Here is a 24,572-nt window from a genome sequence, read left to right on the forward strand (position 1 = left end):
TGTAGTGCGCATCACACCGACGTGGCGCCATTCACAGTAGTAAGGAGCCGGCCGTGCTGGTTTTGCTTGGATTCGCAATGATTGCGGTATTCATGGTCCTGATCATGACCAAAAAACTGACGCCAGTCCTGGCGTTGATCATCGTCCCCACCGTTTTCGGTCTCTTCGCCGGCGCCGGGCTCGGAATCGGGCCCATGGTCATGGATTCCATGAAGTCCATGACCTCCACGGCCGCGCTCCTCATGTTCGCGATCATCTACTTCGGGTTGATGATCGACGTCGGACTCTTTGATCCGCTGGTCAAGTTCATCCTCCGCAAGCTGGGCAACGACCCCGCCAAGGTTGTCCTGGGCACTGCGATCCTGGCTGCCGCTGTATCCCTCGACGGCGACGGCTCCACCACCTTCATCCTCACCACAGCCGCCATGCTTCCCGTGTACCTGCGCCTGAAGATGAGCCCTGTAGTGCTCACCTGCGTGGCGGGCCTTGCCAACGGCACCATGAACATCCTGCCGTGGGGCGGACCCACCGCACGCGCCGCTACAGCTCTGAAACTGGACGTCAATGACGTTTTCGTCCCGATGGTCCCCTCGCTCATTGTCGGCCTGATCGTTGTGCTGGTCTTCTCCTGGCTGCTCGGCCTGCAGGAACGCAACCGTCTCCGTAGCGTAGCTCCCGAGATCTGGGGCGACGTCGCCGATCCTTCCGAGGCGTTCGACGGCGGCAACGGCCGCGGCGGCGCTGTGGCAGCCGGCACCGGTGCCGGTGGGACCGGCAAGGGCGGTTCCCGTTTCGGGGCCGGCCCAAGCAAAACCGCGGGCAAGCCGGGCACCGGCGGAGGCGCCGGCGTCGTGGTCCTGGAACGCACCGAAGAGTTGGTGGACGAACACGACACCGCCATGGCAGACACCGCACTGGACCCCAACCGCGCCACGCTGCGCCCCAAGCTGTTCTGGTTCAACCTGGCCCTCACCGTCGCCGTCATGGTGACCCTCGTTGCCAACATCATTCCGTTGCCGTTCGTCTTCATGGTCGGTTCCGCCATCGCGCTCCTGGTGAACTTCCCCAAGGTCAAGGACCAGGGTGCACAGCTGATTGCACATGCGCCGTCGATCGTCGCCGTGGTCAGCATGGTCATGGCCGCCGCCGTCCTCACCGGCGTGCTGAACGGTACGGGCATGGTCAAGGCAATGTCCGAGTGGCTGGTCCAGATCATTCCTGCCGACATGGGCCCGTTCATGGCGGTCATCACCGGCCTGCTGAGCATCCCCATGACGTTCTTCATGAGCAACGATGCCTTCTACTTCGGAGTACTGCCGGTCCTCAGTGAAACTGCCGCACACTACGGTGTCGGGGCGGCGGACATGGCCCGCGCGTCCATCACCGGACAACCCTTCCACCTGCAGAGCCCGCTGGTTCCGGCCATTCTCCTGCTGGTCTCACTGGCCAAGGTTGAACTGGGCGACCACCACAAGAAGGTTCTTTGGCGCACCGCGGTCATCTCGCTCGTCATGCTCGCCGTCGGTGTCCTGACGGGCGCCATCGGTATCGGCTGACAGCCAGCCCCACCGCCGCGCGGGAACGGCCGCGCGGCGGGAACACCACAGCCCATGATCAGCCTGCCGGGTTTGTTGCCTGGCAGGTCTGGTCATTTGCTGTTTGGCTGGGAATGGTTCCCTGGGCCGGGGCAGGGGCAGGCTTGTCGCCGGTTGCGAAGTCCTCGCCGGCGTAGAGCTGCACGCCCTCGATGCCGGTGACCTCCTGGACGCTGGTCGCCGGCAAGCCAAACAGGGCCGCGATATCGCTTGCCACGTCATCGAAACCGGCCTGGTAATAGACCATCGTCTGAGTCCGGGGCTGGGCCTGCAACCGGGTTGTTTTGGTGTAACCGGCAGCAGCCAGCGTCGCAGCAATGGCGTTGCTGCGACCGGTCACGGAGGTTCCGTTCGCAACGGAGACCGGCTGGAGTGCCTTGTCGAAGGACGGCTTGGCCGGGGCGCTGGATGCATCGGCCGGGGGAGTCGTTGCGCCCTGGCTGAGGTCTGCGCTGTGCTGCAGGGCAGAGAACAGCTGGGAGGCCGCGGGTTCTGCCAACGCCAGCCGGTTGGGGTCGGACGGCGCCGGAACGGTCGGGACGGTGATGAAGTTGACCTTGGCGGGGTCGATGTTCTTGAGGCGGTCCGCGATGGTCAGCAAGGACGGAACTGAAGACAACCCTGTATCCACTGTGAGGTTGCTTGTCATGGTGTCCGCAATATCCAGCACTTTTTGCGGGTTGGTCAGTGTTCCCTCGGATTTGAGCTTCCGGACCAGGGAGCCCAGGAACGCCTGCTGGGCCTGGATCCGGCCCAGGTCGCCGCCGTCAGCGAAAGCATGGCGGGTGCGCAGGAACGCCAGAGCCTGGTCACCTTCCACCTGCGAGGTTCCCTTGGGCAGCCGAAGTCCGGAGTCGGGATCGTCGACGGCGGAGTTGACGCAGACGTCGACGCCTCCCACCTTGGTGGAGAGCTCCTTGACCGCATTGAAATCCGCCATCATGAAGTGGTCGATCTCCAGGCCCGTCAGTTTGTTCACGGTATCCACGGCACAGCCGATCCCGGCTTCGGCCATAGCGCTGTTGATCATGGCGTCCTCGCGGGCCGCATGTTGCTGGTTGGTGGCTTGGTCCTTGCATTCGGGTACGTCGACCATGAGGTCCCGGGGGAAGCTGATCACGTTGACGTTGTTGTTGTCCGCGGAAATATCCACCAGCATCATGACGTCAGATTGGCCGTAGCCCGATGACTGATCGGCAGTACCGTACTGGCTGTTCTTGCCGCTGCGGGTGTCACTTCCCAGGACCAGGATCTGGAGCCTGTCCTTACGGTCATCCACCGGGCCCTCGGTACGGGAACCTCCGGCACCCAAGGCGCTCGTGGAAATGTTTGACTGCAACCGCCACAGCCAATAGCCACCAAAACACAGGACACCGAGCAAAACCGCTGCCACCACAATGACTGCCAATCTCAGCCAGCGGCGACGTTTGCGCGGGGGTGAAGCGAGGCTGCCATCAACCAGCTTCCCCTGCCCGGGGTATGCGGCAGCAGCTGGATCGGGTCGGTTGGGGTCGGGACTCTCGTGACGACCTTGCACAGGGCCGGCCTTTCCTAGGGGTCAGAAGCGGCTCATATTACTGAGCGAATCTGGGAACTTCCCCTATCAGCTTGCTCCAATATCATGGCCGGGTGCCGCCCTTTGAACTTCTTGGCAGTGCCTGGCGAATCGACTGGGCAGCCCTCGCGATGATCGTTACTTTCGGCGTGCTCTACGGCCTTGGGATCAGTGCCGCTGCCAGGAACGGCCATCGATGGCCAGTCTGGCGCGCGATTGCCTTCTACGGTCCGGGCCTTGGATCCATGGCAGTTCTCACCTGTGGATTCACGGGTGTCTACAGCGCAGACCTGCGGTGGGCGTTCACCGTGAAGGTCTCGCTGCTCCTGTTTGTTGTGCCCCTTCTGTTGGGACTCGGCCGGCCCATCACGCTGGCCCGCGCAGCCTTCTCCGGCAGGGGCGCGGAAGTGCTCGACGCCGTGCTGGCTCACCGCGTTGTGCGCTTCTTCAGCAATTCCCTGGCCGCCCCGCTGCTGGGGCTGGCGCTCTTTTCCACTTTCCTGACACCGGCGTTCCACGCATTGCGGGCCGATCCCTGGGCCGAGGCCCTGGTGACGGTCTGTGTTCCGTTGCTCGGCCTCCTGATGGCCTTGCCGATCATCGAAGAAGGCGATTTCCAGCGCTCCAGCGCCTACATCACCCTTGAGTTCGTCTTTGTTTTCATCGAGCTCCTGCTCGATGCCGTCCCGGGCATCCTGCTCCGTCTCAGTGGCCAGGTGCTGGACCACGCCACGACCACGCAGGCCATGGCGCCATGGTTCCCGGACCCACTGCGCGACCAACAGCTGGCAGGAGATGCACTGTGGTTCGTCTGCGAAATCGTGGACCTGCCCCTGATCATCTTGATGTTCGTCCGGTTCGCCCGCAGCGACAAACGCGAAGCCCGCAGTTTCGATGAACTGACCGACGCGGAACTGGACGAACTGAATGCACAACACCTGCACCGGCGCTGAAGCCGGCGCGCAGCCAAGTAGACTGGTTCGGAAAACCAATTGAACTTTGCAGGGGAGATCCATGGCTGCGATCAACCGTGACGACGTCGCGCATCTTGCGCGTCTGGCTCACATTGAAATGAGTGCCGAAGAACTGGACAGGATGGCTGTTGAGCTTGCCGTCATCGTGGATTCGGTGAAGAGCGTGAGCGAGGCTGCCGGGGACGACGTCCCGGCCACATCGCACCCGATTCCGTTGACCAACGTGTTCCGTGAGGACGTCGTGGGGCACACATTCACGGCAGAGCAGGCATTGTCCGGCGCACCGGACGCCTACGAGAACCGTTTCAAAGTCCCGGCAATCCTGGATGAGGACTGATCACCATGACTGAGCTGAAAAACGAACTCATCCACCACTCAGCTGCCGACCTCGCAGCCAAGCTGGCCGCCCGCGAAGTTTCCGCCGTCGAGGTTACGCAGGCGCACCTTGACCGGATCGCCGACGTCGACGGCCAGGTCAATGCCTTCCTGCACGTCAACAGCGAAGAGGCTTTGGCGGTTGCCGCCGAAGTGGACGCCGCCCGCGCCGCCGGCGGCGAAGAGTTGCACGCCCTTGCCGGTGTCCCGATCGCGGTGAAGGACCTCATCGTCACCATCGGCCAGCCGACCACCGCCGGTTCGAAGATCCTCGAGGGCTGGCACAGCCCTTACGACGCCACCGTGGTGAAGAAGCTCCGCGCAGCAAAGATGCCGATCCTGGGCAAGACCAACCTGGACGAATTCGCCATGGGTTCCTCCACGGAACACTCGGCCTTCGGACCTACCCGCAACCCGTGGGACCTGGAGCGCATCCCCGGCGGTTCGGGCGGTGGCTCCGCTGCCGCCGTCGCCGCTTTCGAAGCGCCGCTGGCGCTCGGCACGGATACCGGTGGATCCATCCGCCAGCCCGGCGCCGTCACCGGAACCGTGGGCATGAAGCCGACGTACGGTGCTGTTTCGCGCTACGGTGCCATCGCCATGGCCTCGTCGCTGGACCAGATCGGCCCGGTATCCCGTACGGTGCTGGACTCCGCCCTGCTCCAGGAAGTCATCGGCGGCCACGATCCCTTTGATTCGACGTCCCTGACGGACCCGTTCAACAACCTGGTCGCTGCTGCCCGCCTGGGCAACGTTGCCGGCATGAAGATCGGCATCATCAAGGAACTGCACGGCGAGGGCTACCAGGCCGGTGTCGAGAACCGCTTCAACGAGTCTCTTCAGCTCCTGAAGGACGCCGGCGCCGAAATCGTCGAGGTTTCCTGCCCCAACCTCAAGTACGCCCTGGGCGCGTACTACCTCATCATGCCGTCCGAGGTCTCCAGCAACCTGGCCAAGTTCGACGGCGTCCGCTTCGGTCTGCGCGTCCTGCCCAAGGACGGCCCCATGACCATCGAACGCGTCATGGGCGCCACCCGTGCCGCAGGCTTCGGCGACGAGGTCAAGCGGCGCATCATCCTGGGTACCTACGCACTGAGCGCCGGCTATTACGACGCCTACTACGGTTCGGCGCAGAAGGTCCGCACCCTGATCCAGCGCGACTTCGACGCCGCCTTCGCCCAGGCGGACGTCCTCATTTCTCCGACGGCGCCCACCACGGCGTTCAAGCTGGGGGAGAAGCTGGATGACCCCCTGGCCATGTACCTGAACGACGTCGCCACGATTCCTGCGAACCTCGCAGGCATCCCGGGCCTGTCCCTGCCGGGCGGCCTTGCCGATGAGGACGGCCTGCCCGTCGGCATCCAGTTGCTGGCTCCTGCCCGCGAGGATGCCCAGCTGTACCGCGTGGGTGCGGTCCTCGAATCCATCCTTGAAGAGAAGTGGGGCGGCCCGATGCTGGCACAGGCACCTGTCCTTGGCTCCGCTTCCACCACCGCCGGAGGTTCCAACTAATGTCCGTCGACGCAATCCTGAGCTTCGAAGAGGCCATGGAGAAGTACGATCCCGTCCTGGGGTTCGAGGTCCACGTGGAACTCAACACCAAGACCAAGATGTTCTCCTCTGCACCCAACGTCTTCGGCGATGAGCCCAACACCAACGTCAACGAGGTTGACCTCGGCATGCCCGGCGTCCTCCCCGTGGTGAACAAGGCCGCCGTCGAATCCTCCATCAAGATCGGCCTTGCCCTGAACTGCAAGATTGCCGAATCGTGCCGCTTTGCCCGGAAGAACTACTTCTACCCGGACACTCCGAAGAACTTCCAGACCTCGCAGTACGACGAACCGATTGCCTACGACGGTTACCTCGACATCGAGCTCGAGGACGGAACGGTCTTCCGCGTCGAAATCGAACGTGCCCACATGGAAGAGGACGCGGGCAAGCTGACCCACATGGGCGGCGCTGCAGGCCGTATCCAGGGTGCGGACTACTCGCTGGTGGACTACAACCGCTCCGGTGTGCCGCTGGTGGAAATCGTCACCAAGCCGATTGAGGGCGCCGGAAGCCGGGCACCCGAACTGGCCAAGGCCTACGTCGCCGCCGTCCGCGAAATCGTGAAGAACCTGGGCGTTTCCGATGCCCGCATGGAGCGCGGGAACGTCCGTTGCGACGCCAACGTCTCACTGCGCCCGCATGGCCGGGAACGCTTTGGCATCCGTTCGGAGACCAAGAACGTGAACTCGCTGCGCGCCGTCGAGCACGCTGTCCGTTACGAAATCCAGCGCCACGCCGCCGTCCTCGAGTCCGGCGAACCGGTCATCCAGGAGACGCGCCACTGGCACGAGGACACGCGTTCGACGACGTCGGGCCGGCCAAAGTCCGACGCCGACGATTACCGCTACTTCCCTGAGCCCGACCTGGTTCCGGTTGTAGCGTCCCGTGAGTGGGTGGAGGAATTGCGCGCTACGCTTCCCGAGCCCCCGGCCGAGCGCCGCAAGCGGCTCAAGGAAGCCTGGGGATATTCGGACCTGGAGTTCCGCGATGTCGTGAACGCCGGTGTCATGGACTCGATCGAGGAAACCATCGCAGCCGGTGCCTCCGCCGACGTCGCCCGCAAGTGGTGGATGGGTGAGATCGTGGGCCGCGCCAAGGTCGCCGACGTCGAGCCCGCCGAACTCGGTGTGACGCCGCAGCTTATTGTCGAGCTCAACAAGCTCGTCGAAGGCGGCAAGATCAACAACAAGATGGCCTCGCAGGTCCTGGACGGCGTTCTTGCCGGCGAAGGAACGCCTGAGGAGATCATCGAAAAGCGCGGCCTTGCCGTGGTTTCGGATGACGGTCCGCTCCTGGAGGCCATTGACGCTGCTCTGGCTGCCCAGCCGGACGTGGCCGAGAAGATCCGCGGCGGTAAGGTGCAGGCCATCGGCGCCATTGTCGGTGGCGTCATGAAGGCCACCCGTGGCCAGGCTGATGCAGGACGCGTACGCGAACTCATCCTCGAGAAGCTCGGGGTGGAGGGCTAAGTACCCGCACACCCAACCGGGTCGCAGTTGTTGCATTTCTGAGCCCTCAGAAAGGCAGCAACTGCGGCCCACTTTTCGTTGGTCCGGGCGCACAATTAAGCCATGGCCACTCTTTCGCCGGGCCTTCGCAAGGCCCTTCTCGCCGGCGGGATTGCCGTCGCTGTGACTGGTGCCGGGGGCGCCGCCGTGTGGGCCGGCACCCAGCCCAACCCCACGCCGTCGGACACGTCCTCCAGCACCCCCGCGCCAAGTCCCTCCGCGTCAGCCAAAGCCGGGCACCAGCAGGTCCGCGGCCAAGGGATCCACGGAGAGCACGTGCTCAAGCAGCCGGACGGGAGCTTCCGCACCGTTGTGACACAGGCGGGAACCATCGAGTCAGTCAGCGGCTCTGACATCACCGTTAAGAGCGAAGACGGCTTCACTCAGCGCTACACCATCAACGGCGACACGAAGATCAGCAAAGTCCCGGCAGACGCGGCTCAACTACGGAACGGCAAGGGCAAGCCCACGTTGCCGTCGGCCACTGCGGCCGAGCTGAAGACCGGAGATACCGTGCACATCAGCGGCACGAGGGCCGGAGATGCGGTCACCGCCGACAGGATCGTCTCCGGAGAACTGCCGGCCGGCGTCAAGGGCCACGGCATGAAGCGCGGCCACGGCTCCGCGTAACCAGCGCTGACACGCTGAACCGCGGGCGGGCTGCGCCCTCGTCACCTCCTTTCGAGCTGCGACCACGCTGCTAAACGGCCTCCGCGCGCCTTCAGAAGTGATGAAAACTGATTTCTGCAAGCAGTTTCAATCATCTTCTTGCAAAAGTCTGGTAGCTCCTTTATGGTTTGTTAAACGGTTAACGAGCGTGGCGCGAATCACAAAGACGGATTTGCGCTCAGCACTTGAGGAGACAGCATGAACTCGACGACGGAACAAGCTCCGGCATTGCCCGAAGCCCGCCGAGTCCCACCCATCGCAGGTGGAAACGCCCTCGGAGCCGGTGCGAAGAAACGTAAGAAGAACAAAGCTCCGCAGAAGAGCTTCCGGTCCCGGCTGCGGCGCGACAAGCAGATGCTCCTCATGATGGTGCCGGGCGTGGTGTTCCTTCTGCTGTTCTTCTACATCCCGATCCTGGGCAACGTCATCGCTTTCCAGGACTATCAGCCGTACCTCGGCATCGGAGACAGCCTCTGGGTGGGCTGGCAGAACTTCGTGGACTTGTTCGGCAACCCCGACTTCATCCATGCTTTCTGGAACACCCTGTACCTGGCCGCGTGGCAGTTGGTCTTCCTCTTTCCCGTGCCACTGGTACTGGCTTTGATCGTGGACTCCCTGATCAGCACCCGGGTCCGGAAGATCTTCCAGAGCATCGCCTATTTGCCGCACTTCCTGTCGTGGGTGCTGGTGATCGCGTTCTTCCAGCAGATGCTCGGCGGGGCCGGTTTCGTCAACAACCTGCTCCGGGATTGGGGCATGGAACCCATTCCCTTCATGACCAACCCGGAAACGTTTCCGGTGATGGTAGTGGTCCAGATGATCTGGAAGGACGCCGGCTGGGCCATGATCATCTTCCTTGCGGCCCTGGCCAGCATCGACGCCTCGCTCTATGAGGCCGCGGCTGCCGACGGCGCCGGGCGGTGGCGGAGGATGTGGCACATCACCCTCCCCGGGCTGCGTCCAGTGATTGTCCTGCTCCTCATCCTCCGCATCGGAGACATCCTTTCGGTCGGCTTCGAGCAGTTCATCCTGCAACGGGACGCTGTCGGAGCAGGAGCTGCCGAAGTCCTGGACACCTTCACGTACTACACCGGTGTGGTGGGAGGCGGGTGGAGCTCGGGAGCTGCCGCCGGCCTGGCGAAGGGCGTGGTCAGCGCGCTGCTGATCTACGGTGCCAACAAACTTGCCCACCGCTTCGGCGAAGACGGAATCTTCGCAAAACAAGTGCGCTGACAGCCACGCCAACCCGCGCGCCCGCCGCACAAGGAGAAACCCATGGCAACAACACTCTTTGCAAGAAAACCCCGGGAGCTGACGTACAACCCCAAGCGCCCGGTGTGGAAGGAAAAGCCTTCCGCTCTCTACCAAACGGTCAAAGCAGTAGTCCTGATCGTCTTCAGCTTGTCCATCCTCACGCCGATCCTCCTGGTCGTATCGACGTCCCTGGCTGACACGGAGCAACTGGTCAAAGCCGGCGGTTTCGTGCTGTGGCCCGAGCGGCCAACACTGGAGGCCTACGCCACCATCTTCAAGGGCCCCATGGTCCTGCAGTCACTCGGGGTGAGCATTCTGATCACCGCCGTTGGCACCATCCTGGCGCTCTTCGTGACCATCACCATGGCTTATGCCACCAGCCGTCAGGTGTTGTTCGGCAGGCCCGTGATCCTGGCGGTGCTCTTCACCCTGCTCTTCGCGCCCGGGCTGATCCCGTCGTTCCTGATGATCCGTCAACTGGGGCTGCTGGACTCCCTGTGGTCGTTGATCCTTCCCGGAATCTTTGGAGCCTTCAACTTCGTGGTCATGCGCTCGTTCTTCATGAACATTCCGGGCGAACTCATCGAAAGCGCCAGGATCGACGGCGCCAACGACTGGCAAATCCTGTGGCGCATCGTGATGCCGCTGTCCAAAGCCGTGATCGCCGTCGTGGGCCTGTTCTATGCGGTGGGCTTCTGGAACTCGTTCTTCAACGCGCTTCTCTACATCAACGACCACAGCAAATGGCCCATCCAGTTGTTGCTGAGGAACTTCGTGGTCCAGGGGAGCGGGGCCGCAGACCAGCTCGGCATCACCACAACGCCCCCGCCGCAATCCATCCAGATGGCCGTCGTCGTGGTGGCCTTGGTCCCCATCCTGATGGTCTACCCCTTCCTCCAAAAGCACTTCGCCAAGGGCGTCATCACCGGCGCCGTCAAGGGCTAAGCCCAACAACCACCTCCACACCAAAGCACGTAACCAGAAAGGGTTATGCCATGACGAGCACTACCTCACAGGCTGGATTCAGCCGCCGCGGTTTCCTTGGCCTTGCAGGCTTGGCCGTGACCGCCGTCGGCCTGTCCGCCTGCGGTGGTGGCGGCGCCGGAAGCAACGGAGGCGCCGCCGCCTCCGCCTCGGTGAAGTTGCCCACCTATAAGGAATTCACCGGCGTCACTCCTGACATTGCAGGCAACGCCCAGGGCCTCCAGGCCGGCTATTTCAAACTGCCCACTCCTGTGCAGTCCGTGAAGACGCCCCCGCTGAAGGGGAAAGTCACGGGCCTGACCGAAACGTTCGACACCATGAGCCCGGGCCTGAAGGACAACCCTTTCTGGCAGCGCCTCAATGCCAAGCTAGGCGGAGACCTGGAACTGCAGATCGCCGAGGACATAGGCGATGGCTATCCAGCCAAGTTCGCCACGGTCCTTGCCAGCAACGACCTGCCGGACATGATGTGGGTACCGCCGAACCAGGGCATCCCCAACGTGGGTCCGATGCTGGAGGCCAAATTCCAGGACCTCACGCCGTACCTTTCCGGTGACGCCGTCCTTGAGTACCCCAACCTGGCCGCGCTCAAGCCCGATTCCTGGAAGACCGCCGTCGTCAACGGGAAAATCTGGGGAGCGCCCATCCCGAGTACCCCGTTCGGCCAGGTGTACCTGGGCAACCACGACATGTGGGCCAAGGTGGGCGGCTTCGAGGCTTCCAGCGCTGATGAATTCCTGGACAAAGCCAAGGAACTGACACGTCCTGGTGACCAGCAATACGCCCTGGAACCTGCCTACATCAACGCTCTCCATATGGTGACCGAGTGGTTTGGAGCCCCGAACAGCTGGGCCGTCAACAAGGACCGCACGCTGACCCACCTTTATGAGACCGACGAGTACATGGCCGGCGTGGAGTTCACGGCAAAGATGTTCGCTGCGGGTGTGTTCTATCCGGACTCCAAAGCCACGGACATCCGTTCCCGTGTAGCCAACGGCAGCGTTGCGGCCCAGGTAGTGGTGGGCCCTCACGACCTCCGCAGCTACCGTGCCCTGAACAAGACCGCCCGCTTTGACGTTCTCATTCCTTTCAGTGCCGACGGCAAGGTCAAGCCCACCTACGACATGGGCTACGGCACCGTGGGCTTCACACCGTTCAAGAAGGCCGAAGAAGGCAAGATCCGCGAGCTGCTGGCACTCATCAACTACCTGTCCGCGCCGTTCGGCACGGTGGAGTACATGCAGAAGAACTTCGGCGAGCTCGGGCAGGACTACACCATCGACGCAGCCGGCAACCCGGCCCGCACCGACACAGGAAGCACCAACGCCCCGGGCCTGGTCTCGGCGCTGAACATCATGGCCAGCCCCGAAAACGTCATCTTCAACCCAGGATTCGACGACGACACACGCTACGTCAGCGAGCAGGAGAAGAAACTCCTGGAGATCGCCTGGCGCAACCCCACCAACGGCTCCTACTCGGACACCAACGCCAAGGTGGGCGCCAAGATCACCAAGCAGCTCCGGGACAAGGTAGTGGACATCATCACCGGCCGCGCCAAGATCGACGAACTCAAGGACGCCGTCAAGCGCTGGAAGAGCGAAGGCGGGGACAAGATGCGCGATGAGTACCAGGCCGCGCTGGACCCCAACGCGCCAGTCTTCCGGAGCTAAGTCTCTCGTTGTGAGGCCCGCTTTGCGCACTTTGGCCCGCCGAAAACACGCAAAGCAGGCCCCGCAACGCAATACGATCGAGCAAAAGAACGCGTCGCGCACACCAACAGCAGGGGGAACCATGGCAAAAGCAGGCAGCACCGGAGTCCGGCCCACCATCCGAATGGTGGCCGAACTGGCGGGCGTGTCGACGGCCACGGTTTCATATGTGTTGTCAGGCCGCAGGGGCGATGGCGGACCGGGCGTTTCGGATCCGACGGCGGAGAAGGTCAAGGCTGCTGCGGAGCGGCTCGGCTACCGCCCCAACCAGGCTGCCAGGGCCATACGGACGGGACGGACCAACACCGTGATCCTGTCGTTGACCATGCTCTCCGATCCCTGGTCGTTGTCAGTGATCGAGGCCGTGCAGAAGGCTGCGGTACCACTCGGGATCACCCCGATGATCCTCGGCGATGCGGACTGGGTCAAAGTGCTCGGAACGCACAACGCGGACGCCGTGTTCGTCGATGCTGTCCGCCATGACCAGCGGGAGGACCTGCGGAAATTGGCGGAACGTGGGACCACCTTGGTGGTCTTCGACGAAGAGGTGGAACCCGACGGTTTCGATGTGGTCCGTTCCATTGCCGGCCCCGGTTGCCGCATGGCCGTGGAGCATCTGCTTCACGGCCATGCAAAGGTGGCCTGCCTGACGCCTGCCACCGCTGCCGGCACTTCCGGCGGCACGCGCTACCGGGCTTATTCGGAGGCGTTGGCAGCGGCGGGCATCACGGAGCGGCCGGATTACGTAGGACTGTTCGACGGTACGAGCGCCGGCGCCTATGCCGCTGCCACCCGGCTCCTCAGCATGCAGGACAGGCCCACCGCCATCTACGCCACCACGGATTATGCCGCTGTCAGCGCCATCAACGCGGCCCAACGCCTGGGCCTTGGGGTCGGCTCAGACGTGGACATCATCGGTGTGGGCAACACCGTCGAAGGCGAACGGATGTCGCCTTCGCTGAGCACCGTGGGTCCCGTGGATTTCTTCGACAAGCTCGCCCGGCGGCTCCTGAAACGGGCAACCGGCCATGCAGACCCTGCCGTCCTCGACTTCCCCTGGCACCTGTTCGTGCGCGAATCCGCGCCGCACCGCAGCGCCGCCACCAGACTTAGATAAGAACCAGCAAAGGAACATGCACACCATGGAAAAGGATTTGAAGGTCGGCATCGTAGGTTTTGGCCTGCGTGCGGGGTTGTGGAAGCACGCCCACAAGCCTGGCCAGGGCTCGGAGGTCACCATTATCTGCGACCTCAGTGAACGCGGGCGCGCCGATGCCGCCGAGCGCGTTCCGACGGCCCGCATCACGGACAACCTCGAGGAGCTGCTGGAAAGCGGCCTGGACGCCGTACTGGTCCTGACCCCCGACAGCCAGCACGCCGCCGTCGCCGTGCGGACCCTGCAGGCAGGCATTCCGACATTTTGCGAGAAACCCCTGGACATCACTGTCGAGGCCGCGGACCTGATCCTGAAAACCGCCTACGAAACCGGTACGCGCCTGTACGTGGGCCACAACATGCGCCACATGCCCGTCGTAGTACAGATGCGCCAACTCATCGAAGAGGGCACCATCGGCGAGGTCAAAGCGATCTGGTGCCGGCATTTCGTGGGCCACGGCGGCGATTACTACTTCAAGGACTGGCACGCGCAGCGGGCCAATGTCACTTCCCTTTTGCTCCAAAAAGGTGCCCACGACATCGATGTCATCCACTGGCTGGCGGGCGGCTATACCAAGCGGGTTGCCGCCGTCGGCGATCTTGCCGTCTACGGTGACGTAGCCAACCGTTCCGACAACACCGGCAAGCGCATGGGGGACTGGTTCTCCCTGGACAACTGGCCGCCGACTGAGCAGAAGGACTTGGCGGAGGTGATCGACGTCGAGGACATCTCCATGATGAACATGGTGCTGGACAACGGGGTGCTGGCCTCTTACCAGCAGTGCCATTTCACTCCGGATTACTGGCGGAACTACACCATCATCGGCACCAAGGGCCGGATCGAGAACGTCGGCGACGGGCCGGGGGAGGCCATCCATGTCTGGACCTCACGGACGTCGGGGCGCGGGGAACCTGACCGGATCATCACTATTCTGGACGGCGAGGGCGGCCACGGCGGCGCGGATCCGAGGCTGATCGAGGAGTTCCTTCGTTTCGCTTCGGAGGGCGGCGTAACCCAGACCAGTCCCGTTGCGGCGCGGCAGGCTGTGGTGGCGGGAATCCTGGCCGCGGAATCGCTGCGCGGAGACGGTTCGGCGCGTGAAGTGCCGGAACTGCCCGCGGACTTGGTGGAGTACTTCGACGCCGGACAGCCCGCCCTGGTCCGCGACTGACCCCGGCCGGCCGCGCCCCCGCCGCCGCTGACCCGACTGGGGGACAGATAACGCTCCATTGAGCCCTCAGTAGAGCATGTGCTGTCCTCTAGTTGGGTGAGGTAAGCCCGGTCATGACGGTTTGAAGTGACTCGCAAACCGTCATGACCGATTTCCGTTTCAAGGTCTCGGGCCGGGCCAGGATGTCGATCTTGCGCACGGAGTTCACGCCCGACAACGGACGCAGCACTACGCCTGCGTCCAGCACCCGCCGCGCCGTAAAGCGTGGCAGCAGGCCGATCGCGCCGCCGGCCGACACCAACGCCGCCACCGTCGAATAGTCGTTGATGCGGTGCAGCACTTCGGCCGGTCGCCCGCTGACGGCGACGACGGCGGCCAGGACGTCCGCGGGGGAGTAGCCATCGCGGCTGGTCACCCAGGGTTCATCCACGACGTCGTCCGGCTCCAGTTCGGCGCGGGAAGCCAACGGGTGCGCCGCGGGCAATGCGATGTCCAGGGGCTCATCCGCCAGGGGTATCACCGCGACTTTGTCCTCCGGCCAGGGCGGGCTGTTGTCCATCCGGTGCGCCAAAACGAGATCGTAGCGCGCCACCAACCCGGGGAAATCCTCCTGTGCCACGTCCTCATCGGAGAGCCTAAGCCCCGGCGACGTGCCGCCGTCGGACGCCTTCCCGGAAGCCAGGAGCGCCGCCAAGGGGGCGAACAGTGCCTGTCCAGCGCTGTGGAAGGCGCTGACGCTGACCGGCGCGTCCGGCGCGTCGTGATAGGCACCAATTGCTGCGCGAGCATCGGCCATGGCATTGACGACGGCGGCACCGGCCTCGGCGAGTACGCGGCCGGCATCGGTCAGCACCAGGGCGCGGCCCTCTTTTCGCGTCAAGGGAACATCCACTGATTTCTGCAGGAGTGCGAGCTGTTGTGAAACGGCCGACGGGGTGACCATGAGGGTCTCGGCCACGGCCTTGACGCTGCCGAGGTCGCCGAGCTCCCGCAGCATCTGCAATTGGTGGATTTCCATTAGCAAATCCTAAATCGTTGATTGAGAAGAATCTAGTTGTGCTAAATCGTGAGCGGGCTTTCAATGGAAGTCAGCAGCAGCGAAGCAGCATCAAGCCAGTGAGGAACCCCATGAAGGCTCTCTACAAATCCGGACCACACGCAGGGTTCGAACTCGTCGACCGTCCCGAGCCGGAAACAGGCCCGTCCGACGTCAAGATCCGTGTCATGACCACCGGTATCTGCGGTACGGACCTCCACATCCAGAGCTGGGATGCCTGGGCCCAGAGCATTATCGAAACCCCGCTCATCGCCGGGCACGAGTTTTACGGCGAAGTGGTGGAAATCGGCGAAGACGTTCGCGACGTCAAGGTGGGGGACCGCGTCTCCGGTGAAGGCCACGTGGTCTGCGGGATCTGCCGCAACTGCCGGGCCGGCCGCCGCCAGATGTGCATCCACACGGTCTCCGTCGGCGTGCAGCGCGATGGTGCGTTCGCCGAATACGTCGTCATCCCTGAGACCAACGTCTGGGTCCACCACGACGAATCCGTTACGCCGGAACTGGGCGCCATCTTCGATCCGTTCGGAAATGCGGTACACACTGCGCTGAGCTTCCCGCTGGTGGGCGAGGACGTGCTGATCACGGGCGCGGGTCCGATCGGATTGATGGCCATCGCCGTCGCCCGTCACGCCGGTGCCCGCAAGATCGCCATTACGGATGTTTCCGCGCCCCGTCTGGAACTGGCCAAGCAGATGGGTGTGGATCTCGCCGTCGACGTTTCCAAGATGCGCGTACGTGAGGCGCAGCAGGAACTGGGCATGCGTGAAGGCTTCGACATCGGCCTGGAAATGTCGGGACACCCCACAGCACTGCCTGAGATGATCGAGAACATGAACCACGGCGGACGTATCGCCATGCTCGGGCTGCCCAGCCAGTCCATCGACATCGACTGGGGCAAAGTAGTCACGCACATGCTCACGCTCAAGGGTATTTATGGGCGTGAGATGTTCGAGACCTGGTACGCCATGAGCGCCATGCTTTCTTCGAACCCCGTGCTGCACCGCAACATTTCCGCGGTCGTCACCGACAAGCTGCCCGCCACTGAGTGGGAGAAGGGCTTCGAGATCGCCCGCAACGGCGTGGGCGGCAAAGTGGTCCTTGACTGGACTGAACTCTAGGAACCTCAGGAGCAATTCAATGTACTCAGCCATCAAAGACCAACTCCAGGGCGAACTCGAGGAGATCCGCAGCGCCGGGCTCTTCAAGACCGAACGCCACATCGATTCCCCGCAGGCAAGCCACATCGCCGCAGGCCAGCTCGGGCAGCCGGCCAACCAGGTATTGAACTTCTGCGCCAACAACTACCTTGGCCTGGCCGACCACCAGGAGATCATCGCCGCTGCGAAGTCCGCCATGGACGAGCGCGGCTTCGGCATGGCCTCGGTTCGGTTTATCTGCGGCACCCAGGACCTCCACCTGGAACTTGAGTCCCGCGTTTCGGCGTTCCTCGGCACCGAGGACACCATCCTTTTCTCCAGCTGCTTCGACGCCAACGGCGGGGTGTTCGAGTCCCTCTTCGGCCCGGATGACGCCATCATCTCCGACTCCCTCAACCACGCCTCGATCATCGACGGCATCCGGCTGAGCAAGGCCAAGCGCTTCCGCTACGCCAACCAGGACATGGCCGACCTCGAAGCCAAGCTCGTTGAGGCTTCCGGTTCGCGGCGAAAGATCATCGTCACCGACGGCGTCTTCTCCATGGACGGCTACCTCGCACCCTTGGAAGCGATCTGCGACCTCGCCGAAAAGCACGACGCACTGGTGATGGTGGACGACTCCCACGCCGTCGGCTTTATGGGCCCCACGGGTGCCGGAACTCCCGAGCACGCCGGAGTCTCCGACCGGGTGGACATCTACACCGGTACCTTTGGCAAGGCGTTGGGCGGCGCGTCCGGTGGCTATGTTTCCGGCCGCGGCGAGATCGTCGCGATGCTGCGCCAGAAGGCCCGCCCGTACCTGTTCTCCAACTCCCTGGCTCCGGCGATCGTGGCAGCCACCATCAAGGCACTGGAACTGGTGCAGGGATCCGGTGAACTGCGCACCCGGCTCTTTGAGAACGCCGCGCTGTTCCGTCGCCGCATGAGCGAGGAAGGCTTCGAACTGCTCGACGGCGAACACGCCATCATCCCGGTCATGTTTGGTGACGCCGTTGTTGCGGCGAAGGTTGCCGACGAGATGCTCTCGCACGGCGTCTTCGTCACGGCGTTCAGCTACCCCGTGGTGCCCAAGGGTGCCGCGCGCATCCGCGTACAGCTCTCGGCCGCGCACAGCACGGACGACGTCGAAGCGTGCGTCCAGGCGTTCGTCAAGAGCCGCGCCGCGGTCGCCTAAGCCGGACGCTCGCTCACGTCCCGCGTGCTTGAGCCCGACGCTCGCTCACATCCCGCGTGCTTGGGCCGGACGCTCGCTCACGTCCCGCGTGCTTGAGCCCGGCGCTCGCTCACTATCCCTGGGATAGTGAGCGAGCGTTTGCGTTGAACGGTTGGGATGTGAGCGAGCGACGCGGGGAAGGGGCTGTTTGGTGAGAGAGCGTCTGGAAGGATGGACCCATGGCTTCGAATTATGACGTAGTAATCGTTGGCGGCGGCATAGCAGGGCTGTCCTTGGCGGCGGCATTGGCCGGCAAATGCACCGTGGCCTTGGTCGAGGCCGAGCAGTCGTTGGCTTTCCATACCTCCTCGAGGTCGGCCCGGCAGCTGATCCCCAGCTATGGACCACCCGTGGTGCAGGAGCTCACCGTAAGGACGTTGGAATTGCTGGCTGCCCGCGACGCCCAAGCATCAGAGCCGATTCTCACTCCGCGCGGCTTCATGCTGGTGGGCGATGAGGAATCTGTCCGGGCCGAAGCCAGCGGAAACATGCACCTCATCAGCCACGCAGAAGCCATGGAGCTCTGCCCCGCCCTCGACCCCGGTTCCTTCACGGCAGCAGGCCTCGATAACGGTTCCTTCGGCTGCAACGCACCGCTCTTGTTGGAGGAACATCGTCAGAGCGCCGCAGCTGCGGGCGTGGACATCATCACCGGTGCGAAGGTGCACTCTGCCCAGCGCTTGGGAAGCGGCTGGCAGGTGGGGGCAGGCACCGAAGGCTTCCAGTCCGGCGTCGTGGTTAATGCTGCAGGTGCGTGGGCGGACGAACTGGCCGTCATCAGCGGCGTGGAAAAGCTTGGGCTCCAGCCCTACCGCCGCACGGCGGCGATCGTCAACGTCGCCAACCCGCTCCAGCCGCAAACCCCCATGGTGTGCGCGGCTGACGATTCCTTCTATTTCCGGCCAGAAGGCAACCAGGTCCTCATCTCGCCGTCGGAACATGTGCCCAGCGGGGCCGAGGACGCCAAGCCCCACCCTGGGGACATCGACGCACTGATCGGAAACCTCAACCACCTCACCACGCTGGGCATCCGCTCCGTGGACCGGGCCTGGACCGGACTGCGGACCGAGGCAGCGGACGGGATCCCCGTGGCGGGATTCGACGCCGAAGCACCCGGCTTCTTCTGGCTGGCCGGACAGGGCGGCTACGGATTCCAGACATCCTCGGCCATTGCGGAGTTGGCGGCGGCCCTCATTCTGGGGACCGTCGATGCCGAGAGTCCGGAATCCCGGACAGCGGAGCAGCTGGCGGCCACCCGCTGGTCCATCCGGCGCTGAACAATAGCCTTATGAGCGGAATCACACCACCCAGCACACTCATCACCAACATCGGCGAGCTGATGACCCAGGACCTGGAGCACCGGGTCCTCAAGGATGCGGCGATTGTCCTTGAGGGCGAGCGTATCTCCTGGATCGGGTCGAGTGCAGAGGCGCCGGCAGCAGACAACCGGGTCGACGCCGAAGGCCGCGCCGTCCTGCCCGGCTGGGTTGATTCGCATTCCCACCTCGTTTTCGCCGGTGATCGCACCGCCGAGTTTGAGGCCCGGATGGCCGGGCAGAGCTACAGTGCCGGTGGCATTGCCGTCACCACCGGGGCAACCAGGAGCGTCAGCGACGACGAGCTGGCCCGACTCGTCCGGGACCGGGTGGCTGAAGCTGTTTCGCAGGGAACCACCTACCTCGAGAGCAAGACCGGCTATGGGCTGGATGTGGAGAACGAAGCCCGCAGTGCCCGCATTGCAGCAGCCGAGGTGGACGAGGTCACCTACCTCGGCGCGCACCTGGTCCCCGCAGGCTCCGATCCGGAAGAGTACACAGACCTGGTGTGCGGCGCCATGCTCGATGCCGTCCTCCCGCACGTCCGCTGGGCAGATGTCTTCTGTGAGCGGGGTGCGTTTACCGAGGACCAGTCACGCCGTGTCCTGACGGCAGCCCGTGACGCTGGATTGGGCCTGAGGGTTCATGGGAACCAGTTGGGTGAAGGTCCGGGCGTGGCGCTTGCCGTGGAGTTCGCCGCTGCAAGCGTGGATCACGTGAACTACCTTTCGGACAAGGACGTCGCGGCGCTCGCCGAAACGTGGGACGGTTGGGATCCCGCCACGGGCTCAGGCGCGCGCGGAACGGTAGCTACGTGCCTGCCTGCCTGCGACCTCTCCACCCGCCAGCCGCTGGCACCCGGCCGCGAACTGATCGACGCAGGCGTCCAGATCGCGCTGGCAGCCAACTGCAATCCGGGCACTTCATACACCAGCTCCATGGCCTTTTGCGTGACCACGGCCGTGCTCCAGATGCATCTGAGCGTGCACGAAGCCGTTCGGGCGGCGACCTACGGCGGCGCCCTGGCGTTGGGCCGTGAGTCCGGGAACGACGTCGACGGCGAACGGGCGGTGGGTTCGCTCGCCGTCGGACATCGCGCTGACCTCCACATGCTGAAGGCGCCGTCGGCCACCCACCTGGCGTACCGCCCCGGGATCCCGTTGACGCATTCCGTCTGGCGGGCCGGCGTGCGCGCGGTCTAGTTGACGCAACGCGGGGTCACTTATGGCCGGAAATCCCTCATGGGATGGGCCATAAGTGACCCCGCGTTGCTTTATGCGCAGGTGAATTTGGCGCCGGCCCAGTCTGCGTGGTCGTTGCCGTTGGAGTCGCCCGCGTCATCTGCCATGAGCTCCACGTACTGGGCGCCGGTGACATCAACGGTGAGCGGCAGGGGAGCGCTGGTGGCTCCCAGTACCGGGGTTGTGAGCTTGGTGGTGCCGTCAGCCACCACGGAGAACTTCACGCTGCCCCGCGTCGGCTGGGCGTCGTCGATTCCAACGGTGGCGTTGAAGGCGGTGCAGCGGCCTCCCAGGAAGTAACGGATGGTGCTGTTGGCATGGGCGCCGAGTCCCTTGGCGAAGACTGTTCCGTTCAGCGTCAGCGGCTTGCCGTCGCCGGCGCCCTGCTCTCCGTTCGACATGTCTTTCTCCACCGGTCCCCAGCCATTCGTTGCGCTCACCCAGGGGTGGTCGCTCGCGTAGACGCTTGCCTGCGGCGGTTTGGGGAGTGTCCGGACAGTGGTGGTGGTGCTGATGGTACGGCTGCCTGCGGGGTCCGTGGTGGTGGTGTACTTTGCCGTCGCCGTGAGCGGGTAGTCGCCGTCCGCCGAAGCGGGTGCAGTGACTTTCCAGGTGGTGGCGAGACTTCCACCGGCGGGCAGGGTTGCTGCCGTTGCCGGTGTGGCCGGCGTCGCCGTCCAGCCCTCGGGGAGGGCGAGTTCAACGGACACATCCTTGATGGCCGCCGGTTCGTCGGAGACAAACGTCGTGACCAAGTCCTGCGCCTTGCCCTGCTGGACCACGTCGCCTTGAAGTTCCGCGGAGAGTTGCGCGCAGGCCGGGACGGCGTCCGAGGCACCGAGGTCCTCCACCAGGACATTGTCCAGGGTGAAGTCGGAGCCGTTCGCGCTTCCTGTCCGCTGCAGCCCCACGAAATAGTCCCCGCAGAATCCGGTATCGAGGATCTGCTCGAACCGGGTGGTGGTGGTTTTTGCATCAATCGGCTGGCTGCCCGTGACAGCGGGGCCCGCCTGAGAGTCATAACCGGAAACCCAGGCGTATTGACCGGCTTTCGAGTTCTGGTAATCGAAGGACACCTTGTATTTGTGTCCTGCCAGGAAGGGCACTGTGGCTTCGGTGGTGCGGTACACCATGCCCGGTCCGCCGTCGGGGGCAGTGTTTTCGTCGTGGGCGATCAGGGACCACCTGCCATCCAGGACCTCGTCGATCACATTGGTGTCCCAGCCCTTCTGCGTGAAAGGCTCGTTGCGCTCGGTGACGTGGGTCCGGGGGTCCGTGGAGCCACCGGCATTGCCCTTGACGAAGGGTCCCCAGCCTTGGTCGACGTTCTCGAAGTCTTCGCTGAGCACACCGGTGGTGGGAACGCGGGTGGTCTTCACCGCCCTGAAGTCGTCCACGCGTACGGTGCCTTCGCCGTCGGCTGTTGTGACCGAAACGGTGGCTTTGGTGTTGTTCCGTGGCACGTCCACCAACACGCGAACGCGCTGGAAGGCTGTCCCGTGCTTCTCGTCGCCGGCCACGTAGTTTTCTGCGTTCGACGAATCGACGGTGATGCTTTCGGTCTTGCCGTTGATGTCGACGGTCAGGGTAGTGGGCCGGACCTTGCCGGGTTGGATTTCAAGCCACGCACTGACCGATTGGGTTCCGGCGTCGAGTTTTACTTCCTGGCTGATCGACGACGGCGACGCGCCCAATTGTGCGTAGCGGCGGCCCTTGTCGTCACGCACCTGGGTGACGGTTCCGGTGGGGTTCCACGCAGTGAGGTCGGCGCCGTTGAAGCCGGGATCGTTGAACAGGGTTCCGGAACCGAAGGAAGCCTTCTTGGGAAGTGCGTTGTTCTTCGCAGTGAGCACATACGGCTGTTTGGCGTCCGCCGCGAGGCTGACCTGTCCGTTGATGACAGGCACGTCGGCGACCTTCACCCGTCCGTTGTCCGTCAGCTTGAACTGTTCCAGGGACTTGGCGTTGGCAAAGTCTTTGCTGAGCGTCCAGGTGCTGGCGCCACCTGCAGGGTTGTAGTGGTAGAGCTTGTCGACCTTGCCGTCTTCTTTTGACGACCACGGCAGGAGGTAGGTGCCGCCGGAGAGGACGGTTGCTCCAGCTACGGTGATGTTGCGTGCTTCGGCGGTGTTGCCTGTCACCGACACGCCATCGGCAAGGTCGATCCGGTCCGGTGTCCATTTGGTGATCGGGTGGTGCTGCAGGAACTTGGCCGGGAGGTTGGCTGTCCAGACATTCTCGCTGAAGGCGTTGAAGTCGTTCTGCCCTGTCCAGCCCTCGAACTCCACGATGTGGCTGACGCCGAGCTTGGGGTCCGGGTTCCACACATCCGATTGGCTGTTGTTGATGAATCGCAGGATCTGGGAATTGACGCCCTTGTTGGTGGAACCGCCGTACTTCTCATCGTTGGCCCAGTGCGACCACGTGTTGTTGCGGGACAGATGGTCGGCCCACTCCGATCCCACGCGGAAGCCGTTCTTGACCAGTTCCTGCTGCAGCCGCTCGGCGAGCCAGCCGAATTCGTAGTAGACGTCCACGTAGACGAAGTCCAGGTTCTTGTCCGTGGCTTCGCGGAGTTCTTTGATGCGCTGGGCGAGCTTGCGGGAGTTAATGTCCTGGCGCTGGTTGATGTAGTAAGACTGGTCCAGCCAGTTCCAGCCGAGACCCTTGTCGGCCCGCAGCAGGTCTTCGCTGAAGGACTTTGCTTCGGGATAGATCTCCGTGGCGTTGATGTGGACGCCGAAACTGGCGTTCCAGTCCTTGCCCTCCTTCACCAAAGTGTTGAGGTCCTCCAGCCCGCCTGCGCGGGTGTTGAAGTTGTTCCCGTAATCGGTGTTGGCCGAGTCGTGGCCTTCGCTGGTGTAGCCCTTGAGCATGGCCACCTGGCCCAGCCCATCCGTTGCGAGGGAGATGCGCTTGACGTCATCGAGCGTGCGGAGAAACGGGTGGGTTGCCTGTGAGGCAAAGTTGAAGGGGATGTGGGTGATGACGTTGTCCGGGGTCTGTTCGCCCTTGTTGGCGGACACCTGGATGGATCTCATGGCTATCGCTGCGTCCTGCCAATCCACGCCGCCGTCGGCGTTCGCGTCGGCGGTGATGGCAACCCTGGTCCAGGGAAGTTCCTCCGTGGTGGTGGAACCATCGGCCCGGTACAGCCACTGGCCACTGGCAATGCCCATGGAAACCCCGCCCGCGCCGTCGCTGACGGCTTGGCGCCAGAACCGGCCCCGGTCCTTGGCGCCCGGTCCGGACGAGGTGTCGTAAAGGGCGTTGGATTCGACGGCGGCACCCAACGCAGTGGTGTTGGCCAGCGCGTACGCGGAGCTCTTGGGTGCAGTATCCAGGGGCGTCGCGGCAGTAATTGGCGTGAATTCGTCGCCACTGACGCTGCGGTCAACTGACAGATTGGCCGTGGAGACCTGGGCGCCTGGCTGTGCGGAGCCGACAGTGACCAGGTTCAGGCGGGGCAGTTGCAAGGTCTTGACGCGGTGTTCTGCGGAGTCGTTGATCTCCGTGACGTTGAAGGAGACCACATTCTTTGTGACGGAAAGCCGGGCCTTGATGACGGCGTTGCCAAAGTCGGGCACGGTGAGGACGTAGTCACGTGCGTCCTTTCCGTTGGCAGTGGACGATCCCGTGACGCCGTACTCCACGCCGTTGAGGGTAACGGTCTTCAGCCGGCTCGTGGTGCCGTCGAGGCGGGATGAGGAAGTGGTGTCGGTGTAGCCAAGGACCTGGGGGAAGGTAGTGGCGACGTCTACGCGGAGGGCGGCGGAGGTGAGAGTGGCGGTGTCACCGGCGTTGACGACATCTGTGGGCAGGGACAACGGGACTGCACTGGCGGGCTCGATGGCCAGCAGCCCCAGCGAGGAGGAAGCGACGACGCATGCCATGCTCAGCGAGGCAAGGCGTCCAGGGGATGTAGAGCGGGGCATGATGCTCCTTATTGATTATTTTGACGGAGTAATAATCACTTTCTTGCGGACTCATCCAACACTGATGCACGAACAAGAAGATGACAAGAGTTAACAGAGACTTAACTTAAAAGCACAGACCGGAACACCAAGGCACCGTGATCGTTATGCCG

Annotated in this window: 18 protein-coding genes; 15 read left to right on the forward strand and 3 right to left on the reverse strand. The window is 63.6% G+C overall.

Annotated features, from left to right (window positions below):
- Positions 1-53: 53 nt before the first annotated feature.
- On the forward strand, positions 54-1,556 hold the full coding sequence (locus PQ627_RS15690) for a CitMHS family transporter (RefSeq protein ID WP_274262421.1): 1,503 nt from the start codon (positions 54-56) through the stop codon (positions 1,554-1,556).
- 58 nt (positions 1,557-1,614) lie between these two features.
- On the opposite strand, the gene PQ627_RS15695 is transcribed toward PQ627_RS15690, so the two are convergent.
- Complete coding sequence (locus PQ627_RS15695) at positions 1,615-3,132, reverse strand: LCP family glycopolymer transferase (RefSeq protein ID WP_274262422.1); 1,518 nt, start codon at positions 3,130-3,132, stop codon at positions 1,615-1,617.
- A 92-nt stretch (positions 3,133-3,224) separates the two neighbouring features.
- Between PQ627_RS15695 and PQ627_RS15700 the strand changes: the two genes are divergently transcribed.
- The 10 genes from PQ627_RS15700 to PQ627_RS15745 all read left to right on the forward strand — a co-directional run bounded on the left by PQ627_RS15700 (position 3,225) and on the right by PQ627_RS15745 (position 14,501).
- Positions 3,225-4,103 carry a cytochrome c oxidase assembly protein gene (locus PQ627_RS15700; protein ID WP_274262423.1) on the forward strand — a complete coding sequence of 293 codons (879 nt, stop codon included), beginning with the start codon at positions 3,225-3,227 and terminating at the stop codon, positions 4,101-4,103.
- Positions 4,104-4,164: 61 nt separating this feature from the next.
- Positions 4,165-4,461: an Asp-tRNA(Asn)/Glu-tRNA(Gln) amidotransferase subunit GatC gene (gene gatC / locus PQ627_RS15705; protein ID WP_144662020.1), complete on the forward strand. Its 297-nt coding sequence runs from the start codon at positions 4,165-4,167 to the stop codon at positions 4,459-4,461.
- Positions 4,462-4,466: 5 nt separating this feature from the next.
- Positions 4,467-6,011 carry an Asp-tRNA(Asn)/Glu-tRNA(Gln) amidotransferase subunit GatA gene (gatA, locus tag PQ627_RS15710; protein ID WP_274262424.1) on the forward strand — a complete coding sequence of 515 codons (1,545 nt, stop codon included), beginning with the start codon at positions 4,467-4,469 and terminating at the stop codon, positions 6,009-6,011.
- Positions 6,011-7,519 (forward strand): Asp-tRNA(Asn)/Glu-tRNA(Gln) amidotransferase subunit GatB, encoded by a 1,509-nt coding sequence (gatB, locus tag PQ627_RS15715; RefSeq protein WP_144662022.1) that lies wholly within the window; start codon positions 6,011-6,013, stop codon positions 7,517-7,519. The genes gatA and gatB overlap by 1 nt, the downstream gene beginning before the upstream one ends.
- Before the next feature lie 102 nt (positions 7,520-7,621).
- Positions 7,622-8,188: a DUF5666 domain-containing protein gene (locus PQ627_RS15720; RefSeq protein ID WP_274262425.1), complete on the forward strand. Its 567-nt coding sequence runs from the start codon at positions 7,622-7,624 to the stop codon at positions 8,186-8,188.
- Between the two features lie 237 nt (positions 8,189-8,425).
- Entirely contained in the window at positions 8,426-9,460 is a 1,035-nt protein-coding gene (locus PQ627_RS15725) for an ABC transporter permease (protein WP_144662024.1), read from the forward strand.
- Between the two features lie 42 nt (positions 9,461-9,502).
- Complete coding sequence (locus PQ627_RS15730) at positions 9,503-10,426, forward strand: carbohydrate ABC transporter permease (RefSeq protein WP_274262426.1); 924 nt, start codon at positions 9,503-9,505, stop codon at positions 10,424-10,426.
- Between the two features lie 50 nt (positions 10,427-10,476).
- Positions 10,477-12,135: a sugar ABC transporter substrate-binding protein gene (locus PQ627_RS15735; protein WP_144662026.1), complete on the forward strand. Its 1,659-nt coding sequence runs from the start codon at positions 10,477-10,479 to the stop codon at positions 12,133-12,135.
- A gap of 121 nt (positions 12,136-12,256) precedes the next feature.
- A complete protein-coding gene (locus PQ627_RS15740; RefSeq protein WP_274262427.1) occupies positions 12,257-13,291 on the forward strand; it encodes a LacI family DNA-binding transcriptional regulator in 1,035 nt (344 codons plus the stop codon).
- 16 nt (positions 13,292-13,307) lie between these two features.
- Positions 13,308-14,501, forward strand: coding sequence for a Gfo/Idh/MocA family protein (locus PQ627_RS15745; protein WP_274262428.1), 1,194 nt, complete (start codon positions 13,308-13,310; stop codon positions 14,499-14,501).
- Between the two features lie 88 nt (positions 14,502-14,589).
- On the opposite strand, the gene PQ627_RS15750 is transcribed toward PQ627_RS15745, so the two are convergent.
- Positions 14,590-15,519, reverse strand: coding sequence for a LysR family transcriptional regulator (locus PQ627_RS15750; protein ID WP_274262429.1), 930 nt, complete (start codon positions 15,517-15,519; stop codon positions 14,590-14,592).
- A 110-nt stretch (positions 15,520-15,629) separates the two neighbouring features.
- Here PQ627_RS15750 and tdh point away from each other — a divergent pair, with 110 nt between their 5' ends.
- The 4 genes from tdh to hutI all read left to right on the forward strand — a co-directional run bounded on the left by tdh (position 15,630) and on the right by hutI (position 20,446).
- A complete protein-coding gene (gene tdh, locus PQ627_RS15755) occupies positions 15,630-16,676 on the forward strand; it encodes an L-threonine 3-dehydrogenase (protein ID WP_274262505.1) in 1,047 nt (348 codons plus the stop codon).
- A 19-nt stretch (positions 16,677-16,695) separates the two neighbouring features.
- On the forward strand, positions 16,696-17,889 hold the full coding sequence (locus PQ627_RS15760; RefSeq protein WP_274262430.1) for a glycine C-acetyltransferase: 1,194 nt from the start codon (positions 16,696-16,698) through the stop codon (positions 17,887-17,889).
- Positions 17,890-18,107: 218 nt separating this feature from the next.
- On the forward strand, positions 18,108-19,205 hold the full coding sequence (locus PQ627_RS15765) for an NAD(P)/FAD-dependent oxidoreductase (RefSeq protein WP_274262431.1): 1,098 nt from the start codon (positions 18,108-18,110) through the stop codon (positions 19,203-19,205).
- A gap of 11 nt (positions 19,206-19,216) precedes the next feature.
- A complete protein-coding gene (gene hutI / locus PQ627_RS15770; protein WP_274262433.1) occupies positions 19,217-20,446 on the forward strand; it encodes an imidazolonepropionase in 1,230 nt (409 codons plus the stop codon).
- A 71-nt stretch (positions 20,447-20,517) separates the two neighbouring features.
- Here hutI and PQ627_RS15775 read toward each other — a convergent pair whose 3' ends face one another.
- Positions 20,518-24,420: an endo-alpha-N-acetylgalactosaminidase family protein gene (locus PQ627_RS15775; protein ID WP_274262434.1), complete on the reverse strand. Its 3,903-nt coding sequence runs from the start codon at positions 24,418-24,420 to the stop codon at positions 20,518-20,520.
- Between the last annotated feature and the right edge of the window lie 152 nt (positions 24,421-24,572).

The sequence above is a fragment of the Paenarthrobacter sp. AB444 genome (assembly GCF_028736865.1).
GTDB classification, from domain to species: Bacteria; Actinomycetota; Actinomycetes; order Actinomycetales; family Micrococcaceae; genus Arthrobacter; species Arthrobacter nicotinovorans_B.

Excerpts from the sequence above, each read along its gene's own strand:
- gatC (WP_144662020.1), top strand. The coding sequence starts at position 4,165 with ATGGCTGCGATCAACCGTGACGACGTCGCGCATCTTGCGCGTCTGGCT.
- PQ627_RS15740 (WP_274262427.1), top strand. The coding sequence starts at position 12,257 with ATGGCAAAAGCAGGCAGCACCGGAGTCCGGCCCACCATCCGAATGGTG.
- PQ627_RS15735 (WP_144662026.1), top strand. The coding sequence starts at position 10,477 with ATGACGAGCACTACCTCACAGGCTGGATTCAGCCGCCGCGGTTTCCTT.
- gatB (WP_144662022.1), top strand. The coding sequence starts at position 6,011 with ATGTCCGTCGACGCAATCCTGAGCTTCGAAGAGGCCATGGAGAAGTAC.
- PQ627_RS15725 (WP_144662024.1), top strand. The coding sequence starts at position 8,426 with ATGAACTCGACGACGGAACAAGCTCCGGCATTGCCCGAAGCCCGCCGA.
- PQ627_RS15750 (WP_274262429.1), bottom strand. The coding sequence starts at position 15,519 with ATGGAAATCCACCAATTGCAGATGCTGCGGGAGCTCGGCGACCTCGGC.
- tdh (WP_274262505.1), top strand. The coding sequence starts at position 15,630 with ATGAAGGCTCTCTACAAATCCGGACCACACGCAGGGTTCGAACTCGTC.
- hutI (WP_274262433.1), top strand. The coding sequence starts at position 19,217 with ATGAGCGGAATCACACCACCCAGCACACTCATCACCAACATCGGCGAG.
- PQ627_RS15730 (WP_274262426.1), top strand. The coding sequence starts at position 9,503 with ATGGCAACAACACTCTTTGCAAGAAAACCCCGGGAGCTGACGTACAAC.
- PQ627_RS15760 (WP_274262430.1), top strand. The coding sequence starts at position 16,696 with ATGTACTCAGCCATCAAAGACCAACTCCAGGGCGAACTCGAGGAGATC.
- PQ627_RS15745 (WP_274262428.1), top strand. The coding sequence starts at position 13,308 with ATGCACACCATGGAAAAGGATTTGAAGGTCGGCATCGTAGGTTTTGGC.
- gatA (WP_274262424.1), top strand. The coding sequence starts at position 4,467 with ATGACTGAGCTGAAAAACGAACTCATCCACCACTCAGCTGCCGACCTC.
- PQ627_RS15775 (WP_274262434.1), bottom strand. The coding sequence starts at position 24,420 with ATGCCCCGCTCTACATCCCCTGGACGCCTTGCCTCGCTGAGCATGGCA.
- PQ627_RS15765 (WP_274262431.1), top strand. The coding sequence starts at position 18,108 with ATGGCTTCGAATTATGACGTAGTAATCGTTGGCGGCGGCATAGCAGGG.
- PQ627_RS15720 (WP_274262425.1), top strand. The coding sequence starts at position 7,622 with ATGGCCACTCTTTCGCCGGGCCTTCGCAAGGCCCTTCTCGCCGGCGGG.